A 13,282-nucleotide genomic window follows, 5' to 3' on the forward strand; every position below is an offset into this window, starting at 1 on the left:
CCTGCCGATGCACCGTGCCGGTGCCGAACTCCGCCGGGGTCAGGCATTGATCGAGCCCATAGCTGCCGACGACGTCGTGCGGCTTCAAGCGGCTCGCCACCCGCGCGTCCCGGGTTCTCACCGCGTTCCGGCGGCGCAGCGCGAACGGATCCAGGGCCGATGCGAGGGCGAAGATGGTCTGGCTCCGGCCGTAGCCGCGGCAGGCCCACGCCGCCACCGTGTGGGTGCCCGGCAGCTTTGCGCGACGAGAGGCGGGGCGATCCGGTCGCCCGGCAGTTCGAGCCGGTCGGGTCGCGCGATCGTGCAGGTCGCTGCCGTGCAGGTCGCTGCGGGCGTCAGACCATGCGCGTCGACCGTGTGCGGGCACCCGCCGGGAACCCGCCAAGTCGACGAGCCGGCATGCTCCAGGCCGCAGCACAGGGACCAGCCACGTCCCGCCGGCCAGGAACGCATCGCCGTCCGCCCGATCCGGCCGATCGGCCCGGCCGCGGGGCGGGAGGACGGTCTCGATCGTGTTGAAGTCCATGCCCCCTCGTCAGACGGTTCGGCGCCGGACACCCGACGCAATATGCCTGCCGCAGACCTGCCGCGCCGAAGGCCCGCGCGCGGATGATCCCGGCGCCGCCGGAAAAGTCCATGCGCGGCTCCCGGCGCCGAGCGCGCGCAAACCGTATTCGCGGTGCAGCCTGACCGGCACCGGGATCAAGATCGCTCAGACCGGTCAGGGTTGCCGCATCGATCCGCCCTCTGGGGCGCGAACCGCGACCGGCGCGCCGCCGCGGGGACAGGCTGGACGACGGAATCGGCCGCCTGCAGCTTCCGCACGGTCGAAGATACCGGTCCGCACCCACGCGAGGGTGTTGTGTTTTTGCGACTCACGTTCAAGTCGACGCCGCTCGCCAGCGCCCTGGCATAACGGTTGCTGCTCTGTATCCGGCCAAGCAGGATTGGGGGGACGGCGCAATGATCGGGCGGGTACTGGTGACGGCGGCCTTGTCGCTCTGGGCGATGGCGGCCGCATCCGCGGCAGACCTGGAAACCGCGAAGACGGACAAGGCCCCGGAGTCCGTGCCGGTGAAGGATGCGTCCTTCTTCCTCTTCTCGGACACCCAGATCAGCTATCGCTATCAATTCCCGGCGGTCGCGCCCGGCGTGCAGATCCGGCGGCCCGACGGAAGCTTCGTATCGCGGGAATCGCCCAAGCAGATCCTGGGCATCACCCATGCGGATGCCTGGGCCTACGGCACGAACTTCTTCGCCCTCGACATCCTGAAGTCGGGCTCCCAACTCCCGGCCGGCACGACGAATCCGCCGGGGAGCATCGCCTCGCCGGCCTTCTCCGATTACGGCAACACGGAAGCCTACGGCCTCTATCGCGGCACCCTCAGCCTGAACGCGCTCACAAACTCGAAGGCCTTCGCGATCCCCGGCTTCGTCAAGGACGTGTCGCTCGCCTTCGGCTTCGACGCGAATTCGCAGAACGACGCGTTCGGCTCGAAGAAGCGTGACGTCGTCGGCGGCCTGAACTTCGCCTTCGACGTTCCGGCGGGCTTCCTCAACCTGAGCACCCACGCCTACAAGGAATGGAACCGCAACGGCTTCAACGTTCAGCCGGATCGCGATCAGAGCTTCGACGTCGTCCCCGAATTCGAGATCGTCTACAATTTCCCATTGGCCTTCACCAACCTCCCGCTCAGCCTCACGGGCTTCAACAACATCGTGCTGCCCAAGGGGCGCGGCGTGCAGAACGTGGCCGACTTCGCCTTCAACCCCAAGCGCGGCTTGGAGTTTCTCTCGCGCACCAACCTCGTTCTCGACCTCGGCAAGCTGATCTACGACCAACCCAACAGGGTCGATGTCTTCATCGGGTTCCAGTACTGGCTGAACAAGTTCGGCAACGTGGAGACCGCGAGCTTCAAGGGCACCGAGGAGAAGAGCTTCCTCGCAGGCTTCGCCTTCCACGTCTTCTGATCGCTTCTGACCCTCAAAAGGCATCGCGGAGCGGGCGGACCATGGCAGGCGGCACCGGATCGGCAGGGCCGGCGAACGATCCGAGGCCTCTGTTCGGCGCCTATGGCATCGTGAAGCGCTTCGGCACGTTCACGGCGAACGACCACATCGACCTCGAGATCCACACCGGCGAGATCCACGCCCTGCTCGGGGAGAACGGGGCCGGGAAGTCGACGCTGATGAAGATCCTCTACGGCCTGCTCGAGCCGACGGAGGGGGTCGTCACGCATCGGGGGGCGGCGGTCCGGCTGCGGAACCCCGAGGCGGCGCGCCGGCTCGGCATCGGCATGGTGTTCCAGCACTTCTCCCTCTGCGAGAACCTCACGGTCGCCGAGAACATCGCCCTGGTCATGGAGCGGAGCCTGCGCCGCGCAGCGCTCGCGGAGCGGATCGCGGCGCTCGGGGAAACCTACGGCCTGAAGCTCGAACCCGACCGGCCGGTCTGGTCCCTCTCGGCCGGCGAGCGCCAGCGCATCGAGATCGTGCGATGCCTGCTCCAGGACCCGAAGCTCGTGATCCTCGACGAGCCGACCTCGGTGCTGACGCCGGGTGAGGCGGAGCTGCTGTTCACCGTGCTGGAGCGCCTGCGCGGCGAGGGCCGGGCGCTGCTCTACATCTCGCACCGGCTCGACGAGGTGCGCCGTCTCTGCGCCCGCGCCACGATCCTGCGCGGCGGCCGGGTCGTCGGCACCTGCGACCCGCGTTCGGAGACCGCCGCGTCGCTGGCCGCGCTCATGGTCGGCGCACAGGTGCGGGAGGTCGCCGCACGCCCGGCCGCGCCCGGCGGGGACGAGCGCCTGCGGCTGGAGCGCCTGTCGCTGCCCGCTCCGGGCCTGCACGCCACGGCCCTGCGCGACATCAGCCTCGGCATCCGCGGCGGCGAGATCCTGGGCATCGCCGGCGTCGCCGGCAACGGTCAGGCGGAACTCTTCGCCGCGCTGTCCGGGGAAATCCCGGCGCCGGAGGCGGGGGCCGTGCGGATCGACGGGACCTCCGTCGGACATCTCGGGATCAACGCGCGCCGCCGGCTCGGCGCCGCCTTCGTGCCGGAGGAGCGCAACGGCCACGCCGCCGCGCCCGGCCTGAGCCTGTCCGAGAACGTCGTCCTCACGCGCCGGGCCACGGCGCCGCTGTCGCGCTTCGGCCTCGTGCGCCGCGCCGCGGCCCAGGCGCTGGCGGCCCGGGTGATCGACGCCTTCGACGTTCGCGGGGCGGGACCGGATCCGGCGGCCGGCACGCTCTCGGGCGGCAACCTGCAGAAGTTCGTGGTCGGGCGCGAGATCCAGGCCGAGCCTGGGATCCTGGTGGTCGATCAACCGACCTGGGGGGTCGACGCCGCCGCGGCCGCGCGGATCCGGCAGGCTCTGATCGACCTCGCCGCGCGCGGGTGCGCGGTCCTGGTGATCAGCCAGGATCTCGACGAGCTGTTCGAGATCGCGGGATCGATCGCCGTCCTGCACGCCGGACACTTGTCGGCCGCCGCGCCGCGGGCCGAAACGACGCGCGAGGCGGTGGGACTGCTGATGGGCGGATCGAGCGGGCTCCCCAGCGGGCAGGACGGCCCCGTCGACCCAACGGGTGCCATCGCGCGAGCCGAGATTGCCCATGCGCCTTGATCTCGTGCCGCGCGCGCGGCGCTCGCCCCTGGCCGAAGCCCTGTCGCCGGTCCTGGCCTTCGTGACGGCCGTGCTGATCGGCGGCGTGGCGGTCTCGCTCCTCGGCGTCTCGCCGGGCGCGGCCTTCGCCGTCTATTTCGTGACCCCGCTCTCCGAGCTGTGGTCGCTGCAGGAGATCGCCGTGAAGGCGGCGCCGCTCGCCCTGATCGCGACGGGCCTCGCCTTCTGCTACCGGGCGAACCTGTGGAACATCGGGGCCGAGGGCCAGTTCGTCGTCGGCGGACTCGCCGGCGGCTGGGTGGCGGTCGCGACCCAGGGGAGCGCGGGCTCCACCGCCTGGATCCTGCCCGCGATGCTGCTCGCGGGGACGCTCGCCGGCATCGCCTACGCGATGATCCCGGCCCTCCTCCGGGTCCAACTCGACGTCTCGGAGATCCTGACGAGCCTGATGCTCGTCTACGTGGCGGAGCTGCTCCTCGACTACATGGCGCGCGGCCCGCTGCGCGACCCGGCGGCCTTCAACTTCCCGCAGAGCGTCGCGTTCGACGCGGCCGCGCGCCTGCCGTACCTGATGGAGGGCGAGACCCTGCATGCCGGCGTGCTCCTGGCGCTCGCCGCGACGGTGATCGCGACCCTTGTCCTGGGCCGCAGCCTGTTCGGGTTCGCGACGCGCGTCGTCGGCGAAAGCCCCCGTGCCGCCCGGTTCGCGGGCTTCAGCGAGGTTCGGTTGACGCTCGCGGCCTTCGCGATCTCGGGCGGCGCGGCGGGTCTTGCCGGCGTCGCCGAGGTCGCGGGCCGGATCGGCCAGCTCCAGCCGACGATCTCGCCGGGCTACGGGTTCACCGCGATCATCGTCGCCTTCCTGGGACGGCTCTCGCCGCTCGGCATCCTGGCCGCCGCCCTGGTGATCGCGATCACCACCATCGGCGGCGAGGCGGCACAGATCGATCTCCGGCTCCCCCTCGACCTGACCCGGGCCTTCCAGGGGCTGCTGCTCTGCCTCGTCCTGGGGGCCGACGTGCTCACGCGCTTCCGGATCCGGCTCGTCTCCGGAGCGGCGCGATGAGCCTCGACATGATCCAGATGGTGCTGGTCACGGTGCTGACGGCGGCGACCCCGCTGATCATCGCGGCCCTCGGCGAACTCGTGGTCGAGCGCGCGGGCGTCCTCAACCTGGGCGTCGAAGGCATGATGGTGTGCGGCGCGGCGCTCGGCTTCGCCGCCGCGGTGGAGACCAACTCGACCCTGCTGGGCGCGCTCGCCGGTGCCGGTGCCGGCATGGGGCTCGCGGCCGTGTTCGGATTGCTCACCGTGGGACTCGCGGCCAACCAAGTGGCCTCCGGCCTCGCGCTCACGATCCTCGGGCTCGGCCTCTCCGGCCTCGTCGGGGCCGGCTATGTCGGTCAGAAACGGGAGCCGGCCCCGCATCTGTACGTGCCGGGGCTCAGCGACTTGCCGGGGATCGGCCGCCTGTTTTTCGGGCAGGACGCCTTCGTCTATGCCGGCCTCGGCCTGGCGGCGGGCATCGCGTGGTTCCTGTGGCGGACGCGGGCGGGGCTGATCCTGCGGGCCGTCGGCGACGACCACGCCGCGACTCACGCGCTGGGCCTGCCGGTCCGCGGCGTGCGCTTCTTCGCGGTCCTTTTCGGGGGCGCCTGCGCAGGACTGGCCGGATCCTATCTGTCCCTCGCCTATACGCCGTTCTGGGCGCCCGCGATGACCGCGGGCCGCGGCTGGATCGCGCTCGCCCTCGTGGTCTTCGCCTCCTGGCGGCCGGGGCGGGTGGTGGCGGGGGCGACCCTGTTCGGCGGCGCCACCGTGCTGCAGCTCCACGCCCAGGCCGCGAGCATCGGCCTGCCCGGGCAGCTGCTCTCGGCGCTCCCCTACGTCGCGACGATCCTGGCACTCGTCCTGCTCTCGCTCGGCCGGAGGCGGGGCGGTTCGCTGGCCCCCGCCGCGCTCGGGCGCGACTTCACCCCGCACCGCTAGCGGTGCGGCTACCCAGAGGACATTCCGGATGCTGCGAACCACCCTCGGCGCCTGTCTCGGCGCCCTTCTGCTCCTCGCCTCCCCGACGCACGCCGAAGACAAGCTCAAGGTCGGCTTCGTCTATGTCGGGCCCGTCGCCGATTACGGCTACTCGTTCCAGCACGACCTCAGCCGCAGGGCGCTCGCCGAAGCGCTGCCCGACAAGGTCGAGACCACCTACCTCGAGAACGTGCCGGAATCCGACAGCGAGCGGGCGATCGAGAAGCTCGCCCGCTCAGGGATGGGCCTGATCTTCACCACGTCGTTCGGCTTCATGGAGCCGACCCTGAAGGTCGCCCGGAAATTCCCGAAGGTGAAGTTCGAGCACGCGACCGGCTACAAGCGCGCCGCCAACGTCTCGACCTACTCGGCGCGGTTCTACGAGGGCCGCTACGTCTGCGGCAAGATCGCCGCCACGCTCACGAAAACGGGCACGATCGGCTACATCGCGTCGTTCCCGATCCCCGAGGTGGTGAGCGGCATCAACGCGTTCATGCTGGGCGCGCAGTCGGTCAACCCGAACGTCAAGCTGAAGATCGTCTGGGTGAACACGTGGTTCGACCCGGGCAAGGAAGCCGAAGCCGCCAAGGCCTTGCTCGCCCAGGGGGCCGACATCCTGGCCCAGCACACGGACTCCGCCGCGCCCCTCCAGGAGGCCGAGAAGCAGGGCAAGCTCGCCTTCGGCCAGTCCTCGGACCAGTACCGCTTCGCCCCGAAGGCGCAGCTGACCGCCGTCGTGGACGACTGGAGCGGCTACGTCATCCGCGAGACCAAGGCCGTCCTCGACGGGTCCTGGCAGAGCCACGATACCTGGGGCGGGATCAAGGACGGCATGGTCGTGCTGGCGCCCTTCACCAACATGCCCGCCGACGTGAAGGCCATGGCCGAGGATACGGTCAAGGCCATCGCCGCCGGCAAGGTCAACCCCTTCGCCGGACCCGTGACGAAGCAGGACGGGAGCGTCGCGGTGAAGGCGGGCGAGATCGCGCCGGACCCGATGATCCTCGGCATGAACTGGTACGTGAAGGGTATCGACGACACGCTGCCGCAATAGGGTTCCGCGGCCGATCTCCCGCACGGTGCGGAAAGGGGGCCGGCAGCACCCTTCAGTATCGGCCGAGCGGTGCTGCCGGCCCGCCGGGCTGCGGGGCGGGCGGTTCCTGAACCGGGATGCCGTCTCCTCGTGGCGATACCACGACCGCGTCGCCCGAGCGGATCGCCTCCGATTCGTTGCGAGGACCGGCAATGCCCTCCGTTCCGCCCGGGGCCGTGGCGGGGTCGCGGCCGGCAGGGGCACTGTAGGATTGGGCCTGTGCGGTCGCCGCCGTGCCGAGAAGACCGCCCAGGGCCATGACCACCATCAACGTCCGTGGCATCGCGGCTCCATCGTCGAGACATCAGTAAGCGGATCGAATGGTGGAGACGCCCACAAGTTCCATGAGGACGATGCGGCAGTATCGCTCATTCGACGCCGCCTTTGCCCCTGGCTCTCGTCAGACCGACACCGAGCGCCGTCCACGAGGCCGGTGGATCCCGCGATGCCGGCGCGCCGCGCGACCGCGCAGACCGCCCGGCGCGGTGACACGAGGCTGACCGGCCGGAGGCGTCACGGTGCCCTGCGCGGCCGCCCGCATCGGAACGGTGAGTCGCCCGCCCGTGAACCCGGCCCCGAGGCCCGGCGACGCGCCCACAGCCAGAACGGCGATCCATCCGGCCCGGACGCAGCGCATCTCACCCTCCCCCGCGATCCGGAACGGCCGCCGGAACCGCAGCAAGTCACGTGGCCCATCACCCGCTGCGGGTCTCAGCTGCCGCGATAGGTCTGGTAGCTCCAGGGCGTCGCCGCCAGCGGCACATGATAATGCGCCTCCGGATCGGCCACGCCGAAGCGCAGGGGCACGACATCGAGGAAGGGCGGCTGCGGCAGGCTCATCCCGAGGCCTCGATGATAGTCGCCGAGGGCGAACCGGATCTCGTAGACCCCGATCGGAACCGGCCGCCCGGCGATCAGCGGGACGTCGGTGCGCCCGTCCGCGTTGGTGACGGCGCGCGCGACGCACACGGCCTCGGCCTCGGTGACGGCTTCGACGAGTTCCACGGCAACGCCCGCGGCCGGCCGGCCGAGCACGGTGTCGAGCACATGCGTGGAGATCCGGCCGGTGGTGCGGAGCGTCCCGTCCGCTTCGACCGCGCGGCCGAGGCGGAGCGCGGCGATGCGGAATACCTCGGCCTCCGCGGTACGCATTTCCGTCTCCGGATCGGATCCGAGGCGCTCCTCGAACGCCCGCAGAAGCGAGGCACGGCCGTGGCGCCCGATGCAGAGGATGAACGGGATGCCGAAGCGGCCGCGATAGGCCGCGTTCAGGGCCTCGAACTGGGCGTATTCCGAGTCGGAGAGGCGATCCAGGCCGGCCGCCGCCTGCTCGACGATCGAGTCGGCGGCGATCCGCCCATCACGGGCCGCACGACCCGCGAGTTCCGGGTGCCCGGTCAGCAGCGCGCGGCGCAGATCGTCGGGCGCCGACGTCACGGCTGCGCACAAAGCCGCGTGGAGCGCGGCCACGGTGTCGAACGGCCGGCGCTGGGCCGCGGCCCGGGCAACCCAGGGCGCGTGCTCGAAGACGGCGCCGAGCGCCGCCACGAAGTCGGCCTCCGGCATGGTGTTGAGGTCCGTGAGAGGGATTTTCATCGCCACCCCGTTCTTCGGCATGCCCCGTCCTGGGGCCGCTTCACCGGCACCGGGACCACGCCGAATCGACGCCGGTCCCCGGCCTGTTCGCGGTTGCAGGCAACAGGCCAACCGACCTCCGCGCGGGGATTGATTCCAGCGCGACGCCCGCTTCGGCGCCCGACACTCTTGCGATGTCTCCGGGACGCCGCAACCAACACTTGGCATATACCTTGCGCGATCGGCGCTGTGGCGCGCGGATCTGCGGTCTTCATGGTCGACCGGCCCGCCCGCTGGAGAGATCCCGCCATGCCGAGCGCCACCCGATCCGAGGCTCCCGCGAGTCCCCGGCCAGACGCGGCCCTGGTAGGCGGCTCCGTCCCGCTCGAAGCCGCCACGGCGCCGATCACCCAGGTCGGCCCCCTCGCGCTCGGCCTGCTCGGCCTTCAGCATGTGCTGGTGATGTATGCCGGCGCCGTAGCGGTGCCGCTGATCGTCGGCCGGGCGCTCAAGCTGCCCCCGGATCAGGTCGCGATGCTGGTGAGCGCGGACCTGTTCGCGGGCGGCCTCGCGACGCTGGTGCAGAGCTGGGGCCTGCCCGGTATCGGCGTGCGCATGCCGGTGATGATGGGGGTGACCTTCGCGGCGGTGACGCCGATGATCGCCATGGGCGCGAGCCCCGACATCGGATTGACGGGCATCTACGGCGCCGTGATCGCGGCCGGCCTGTTCGCGCTGGCGGTGGCGCCGCTGATCGGACGGCTGCTGCCGCTGTTCCCGCCGGTGGTGACCGGCACCATCATCCTCGTGATCGGCATTTCGCTGATGCGCGTCGGCGTGAATTGGGCGGCCGGCGGGATCGGCAATTCCCATTACGGAGCGCCGCTCAACCTCGCCATCGCGGCCTTCGTGCTCTGCGTGATCCTGGCCATCACGCGGTTCGGGACCGGCTTCGTCAACTCGGCCTCGGTCCTGATCGGCATCGTGATCGGGACGGCCGTGGCCGGGTTCTTCGGGCTGGTCGACCTCGGCCACGTCGCGCGCGCACCGTGGTTCGACCTCGTCCGACCCTTCGCGTTCGGATTGCCGACCTTCGATCCCGTCTCGGTCGTGACGCTCTGCATCGTGATGATCGTCGTGCTGATCGAGTCGACCGGCATGTTCCTCGCGCTGAGCGAGATCTGCGCGGACCCGGTCGACGAGACGCGCCTGACTCAGGGCCTGCGCGGCGACGGGCTCGGAACGGTGATCGGCGGCCTCTTCAACACCTTCCCCTACACATCGTTCTCGCAGAACATCGGCCTCGTCGGCGTGACGGGCGTCCGGACCCGTTACGTCGCGGTCGTCGGCGGCGTGATCATGCTGGGGCTCGGGCTCGTTCCGAAGCTGGCGGCCCTGGTCGAGGCGGTCCCGCCATGCGTGCTCGGCGGTGCGGGTCTCGTGATGTTCGGCATGGTCGGCGCCACCGGCGTGCGCATCCTCGGCACGGTGGATTTCGCCGGCAACCGCAACAACCTGTTCGTGGTCGCCGTCTCGGTCGGCTTCGGCATGATCCCGCTGGTGGCTCCCGCCTTCTTCAAGGAGATGCCGCGCGCGCTGCACCCGCTGCTCGAATCGGGCATCCTGCTCTGCGCCCTCTCGGCCGTGATCCTGAACCTGTTCTTCAATGGTCTCGACACGGTGGGCGCAGCGCGGGCGGACGCCGTCCGGCAGGCCCGGGCCGCCGAAGCTCACTGAACCCGTCCCAACCCGGAGATGCATATGGCCCTGATGGCTTCGCGATACGGCAAGAGCCGGGTTCGGGTGATGCGTCTGACCCGGGACGGCGATCACCACACGCCCCGCGAACTGACGCTGACCGTGCTCATGCAAGGTCGCTTCGACGCCGCCTGGACGGAGGGCGACAACCGCGCCTGCGTGGCCACCGACAGCGTCAAGAACATCGTCAACGTCACGGCGGCCCGGAACGTCTCCCTCGACAAGGAGGCGTTCGTCGGGGCCGTGGCGCGGGTCATCCTCGACACCTACCCGCAGGTGGAGACCGTGACGATCGAGGCCACCGAGACGCGCTGGCTGCGCCACGCGATCGCCGGTGCGCCGCACGGCCACACCTTCACGCTCGACGGCAACGGCGTCGGCTATGTCCGCCTCGTGGCCGGCCGGGACGGGGCCGAGCTCCGCTCGGGCCTGCGGGGCTTCACCTTCATGAAGACCACGCAGTCGGGCTGGTCTGACTTCGTCGACGATCAATATCGGACGCTGCCGGACACGACCGATCGGATCGCCGCGACCAGCATGGACGCCACCTGGACGTGGTCCGGCACGCCGGCCGACTATGGCGAGGCCAATGCCCGTATCCTGGAGACGCTGATCGCGGTGTTCGGGAGCACCTACAGCTACGGCGTGCAGGACAGCATGTACCGGATGGGCGAGGCGGTGCTGGCGGCGATGCCTGAGGTCGCCGAGATTGCCTTCGCCATGCCGAACAAGCACTACATCCCGATCGACCTCCAGCCCTTCGGCCTCGACAATCCCGGCACCGTATTCCTGCCGACCGACGAGCCACACGGCCAGATCGAGGCTACGATCGGCCGCGTCGCCTGAGCGCGGTCGCGCTGCGGAATGCCGCGGCGGTGACCCAGGCGATGGCGCTGACCCAACGGGCACAATCCGCTCTGGACCGGCCGGCGTATCTCGTCGCGGCGCGGATCACGGCGGCCTGGCACAGGTGCAGCGATCCGGACCGAGCGGAACCACCGGGAAAAATCCGTGCCATGCGCTCCGAAAGCGGACGGAAGCGGCTGTTTTTGTCAAGCCATTGCGAAGAGTGTTCTTTTTGACGGATCGCCGCCGCCCTGCGGCATGTCGATCCGAGGCCCGTCGATCACGTCGTGTGAATCCGCACAAAGAGTAAGCTGATCCTGTTGGATCGGGAGGCATGCGTGCCCAATCTATAGGAACGGGCGCTCGGCTCGGCCGTTTGGCGGGCCGCCCTGTTCGATGGATGAGTTCGATGATCTCCCGCTTCCTTGCCACCGCCGCCCTCGGTCTCGCGCTGACGACAGCCGCATCAGCACAGAGCTACACCGCCCCGGCCGGAATCCCTGCCGTGACGGCGCCCGGCGGCCTCGAAGGTCAGGCGGCTGCGGCGAATCTGGCGGCCGCGCGGAACGTGAGTGCCTATGGCACGAATGTTGAGGTCTCGGTCGGTGACCTGACGACAGGCTCCGTGAGCCGGTCGCACACGCCGCAGCGGGCCGGCGGCCTGCGCTGAGGCCGTGATTTGAACGGATTGGCCTCAGTCTCCGCAGGTGTGTGTCGCGTGTAACGGCGGCATGGCTCAGTTTTGGCCATGCTGATGTCGCCTATCGGGCGCTTTTAGACGACTGCTTCGCAGATGGACCGACGCGTTTGCCGAAAATCTCGGCGTCGCGGTTGGCGAGTCTCCACCTACACTTCGCCTCCAGTCGCCGCCGCCGGGCGGCTGGAGGCGACCTGCGGGTGGCACGTCCTCCCGTCACGCGCAGGCGCTTGCTGGGCACGGTGGCCCGCGTTGGCCTTGGAACCGTCACTCAGTTCTGGGTGCAAGCCGCCACACGCCTCACGGTCGGCATCATCTCTGTCGGCCCGAGGGACGATTATCGCTATCACCAAGCCATGCTCAGGCCGCCAAGGGCTTGAAGGGCTTGAGCGGCGTCGAGATCACCGAGGTGGAGCGCGTCGCGGAGGAGACCGACGGGGTCGAGCCGACGAATCGGATCGATGTGGGCAGAGGAGCTTCGACACGCGCTCCGAACTGATTGAGCGGTTCGGTCGCCTGCTACGCGAGAACGTGGCGTCGCGTGCAATCCCGCGCGAAAAGGCGTGGCTTCAGGCGATCGTTGATCGCGTCGAGGCTGAAATGAACGTGATCCGCATCGTCGCCGACAAAACGAATCTGGATACTGCCCTGGCCCGCTCAGGCGGCGTCGTTACGCCCGGTGTTCGCTGTTCTGTGCGGAAATGGCGCGCCCGAAAGGATTCGAACCTCTGACCCCCAGATTCGTAGTCTGGTGCTCTATCCAGCTGAGCTACGGGCGCCTGACACGGCGGCGGGGTCTTGGCCCGCCGGTGTGAGGGGGCTTCTAGAGGCTCGGATCGGGCTTGGCAAGACACCCCGTCGCAAGACTTTCAAACCGCATCGATCGGCCGCCCTCCTACAGCACCCGGGCGCTCGCCTTCACCCGCTCCTCCGCGGCCCGGATCGCCTCCGGCGTGCCGACATGCAGCCACTGGCCGTCGAGGCGCATGCCGAACAGCCGCCCGGCCGCGATCGCCCGGTCGAACAGGAGGTTCAGCGAAAAGGCACCCTCCGGCGTGTCGGCGAACAGGCTGGGGCTCAGGATCGCCACGCCTGCGTAGATGAAGGGCGCCACCGCGCGCTCGCCGCGGCGCTCCAGGCGCCCGTCCGCCTCCATCACGAAGTCGCCTGCGCCCTCGTAGCCGAGGCTGGTGGTGGTCGGCGCAACCAGCAGCAGGCCGTCCATGCGCGACCCGTCCCAGGTCTCGATCAGCCGGCGCAGGTTCGAGGCCGGACCCTCCAGCCAGAACGAATCCGAGTTCAGAACCGCGAAGGGCGCGCCGCCGAGGAGCGGCAGCGCCTTGCGGATGCCCCCGCCCGTCTCCAGCAGCGCCGCGCGCTCGTCGGATACGATCGTGACGGGCCCGCGGCCCGGCTGCTCGGCCCGGCGGGCGAGGTGGCCCTCGATCAGGTCGGGCAGGTAATGGACGTTGACGATCGCAGTGCCGATCCCGGCCTCGGCGACCCGGTCGAGGGCGTGGTCGAGGAGCGCCTTGCCGGCCACCTCCACCAGGGGTTTGGGCACCGTGGCGGTCACCGGCCGCATGCGCTTGCCCAGGCCCGCGGCCAGGACGAAGGCGCGGCTGACGGCGGGCTCGGGGTCGCTCATGCGGGGACGGA

At 70.0% G+C, this 13,282-nt stretch carries 12 protein-coding genes, 1 tRNA gene and 1 pseudogene; 9 read left to right on the forward strand and 5 right to left on the reverse strand.

Annotated elements, in window-relative coordinates; all coding sequences use genetic code 11:
* Positions 1 to 40: 40 nt before the first annotated feature.
* Positions 41 to 226 (reverse strand): annotated as a pseudogene (locus tag FVE89_RS23775) (hypothetical protein); the annotation flags it as partial.
* Between the two features lie 737 nt (positions 227 to 963).
* On the opposite strand from FVE89_RS23775, the gene FVE89_RS23780 reads away from it, so the two are divergent.
* The 5 genes from FVE89_RS23780 to FVE89_RS23800 are packed head-to-tail and all read left to right on the forward strand — an operon-like array spanning position 964 to position 6,708.
* A complete protein-coding gene (locus tag FVE89_RS23780) occupies positions 964 to 1,971 on the forward strand; it encodes a hypothetical protein (protein WP_160536741.1) in 1,008 nt (335 codons plus the stop codon).
* A gap of 41 nt (positions 1,972 to 2,012) precedes the next feature.
* Complete coding sequence (locus FVE89_RS23785; RefSeq protein ID WP_160536742.1) at positions 2,013 to 3,626, forward strand: ABC transporter ATP-binding protein; 1,614 nt, start codon at positions 2,013 to 2,015, stop codon at positions 3,624 to 3,626.
* Positions 3,616 to 4,692, forward strand: coding sequence for an ABC transporter permease (locus FVE89_RS23790; RefSeq protein ID WP_160536743.1), 1,077 nt, complete (start codon positions 3,616 to 3,618; stop codon positions 4,690 to 4,692). The genes FVE89_RS23785 and FVE89_RS23790 overlap by 11 nt, the downstream gene beginning before the upstream one ends.
* Positions 4,689 to 5,615: an ABC transporter permease gene (locus FVE89_RS23795; protein ID WP_160536744.1), complete on the forward strand. Its 927-nt coding sequence runs from the start codon at positions 4,689 to 4,691 to the stop codon at positions 5,613 to 5,615. Before FVE89_RS23790 ends, FVE89_RS23795 begins: the two co-directional genes overlap by 4 nt.
* Before the next feature lie 28 nt (positions 5,616 to 5,643).
* Positions 5,644 to 6,708, forward strand: a complete 1,065-nt coding sequence (locus FVE89_RS23800; RefSeq protein ID WP_160536745.1) for a BMP family ABC transporter substrate-binding protein — start codon at positions 5,644 to 5,646, stop codon at positions 6,706 to 6,708.
* Between the two features lie 52 nt (positions 6,709 to 6,760).
* On the opposite strand, the gene FVE89_RS23805 is transcribed toward FVE89_RS23800, so the two are convergent.
* Together FVE89_RS23805 and uraD are read right to left on the reverse strand one after the other, a co-directional pair.
* Complete coding sequence (locus FVE89_RS23805) at positions 6,761 to 7,030, reverse strand: hypothetical protein (protein WP_160536746.1); 270 nt, start codon at positions 7,028 to 7,030, stop codon at positions 6,761 to 6,763.
* A gap of 428 nt (positions 7,031 to 7,458) precedes the next feature.
* Positions 7,459 to 8,364, reverse strand: a complete 906-nt coding sequence (gene uraD, locus FVE89_RS23810) for a 2-oxo-4-hydroxy-4-carboxy-5-ureidoimidazoline decarboxylase (RefSeq protein WP_246731155.1) — start codon at positions 8,362 to 8,364, stop codon at positions 7,459 to 7,461.
* A 267-nt stretch (positions 8,365 to 8,631) separates the two neighbouring features.
* Here uraD and FVE89_RS23815 point away from each other — a divergent pair, with 267 nt between their 5' ends.
* The 4 genes from FVE89_RS23815 to FVE89_RS23830 all read left to right on the forward strand — a co-directional run bounded on the left by FVE89_RS23815 (position 8,632) and on the right by FVE89_RS23830 (position 12,355).
* Positions 8,632 to 10,059 carry a nucleobase:cation symporter-2 family protein gene (locus FVE89_RS23815; RefSeq protein ID WP_160536748.1) on the forward strand — a complete coding sequence of 476 codons (1,428 nt, stop codon included), beginning with the start codon at positions 8,632 to 8,634 and terminating at the stop codon, positions 10,057 to 10,059.
* Between the two features lie 24 nt (positions 10,060 to 10,083).
* On the forward strand, positions 10,084 to 10,926 hold the full coding sequence (gene pucL, locus FVE89_RS23820; protein ID WP_160536749.1) for a factor-independent urate hydroxylase: 843 nt from the start codon (positions 10,084 to 10,086) through the stop codon (positions 10,924 to 10,926).
* A gap of 409 nt (positions 10,927 to 11,335) precedes the next feature.
* Positions 11,336 to 11,596, forward strand: a complete 261-nt coding sequence (locus tag FVE89_RS23825) for a hypothetical protein (RefSeq protein WP_202131035.1) — start codon at positions 11,336 to 11,338, stop codon at positions 11,594 to 11,596.
* 558 nt (positions 11,597 to 12,154) lie between these two features.
* Positions 12,155 to 12,355: a hypothetical protein gene (locus FVE89_RS23830; RefSeq protein ID WP_160536750.1), complete on the forward strand. Its 201-nt coding sequence runs from the start codon at positions 12,155 to 12,157 to the stop codon at positions 12,353 to 12,355.
* Here FVE89_RS23830 and FVE89_RS23835 read toward each other — a convergent pair.
* A tRNA-Arg gene (locus FVE89_RS23835) sits at positions 12,326 to 12,402 on the reverse strand. The two genes, FVE89_RS23830 and FVE89_RS23835, sit on opposite strands and share 30 nt — an antisense overlap.
* A gap of 116 nt (positions 12,403 to 12,518) precedes the next feature.
* The gene (locus tag FVE89_RS23840; RefSeq protein ID WP_160536751.1) at positions 12,519 to 13,271 is read right to left on the reverse strand and encodes a nucleotidyltransferase family protein; all 753 of its coding nucleotides are present in this window, start codon (positions 13,269 to 13,271) and stop codon (positions 12,519 to 12,521) included.
* Positions 13,272 to 13,282 lie beyond the last annotated feature (11 nt).

It is taken from the genome of Methylobacterium sp. 2A (genome assembly GCF_009806555.1).
Taxonomy (GTDB): Bacteria; Pseudomonadota; Alphaproteobacteria; order Rhizobiales; family Beijerinckiaceae; genus Methylobacterium.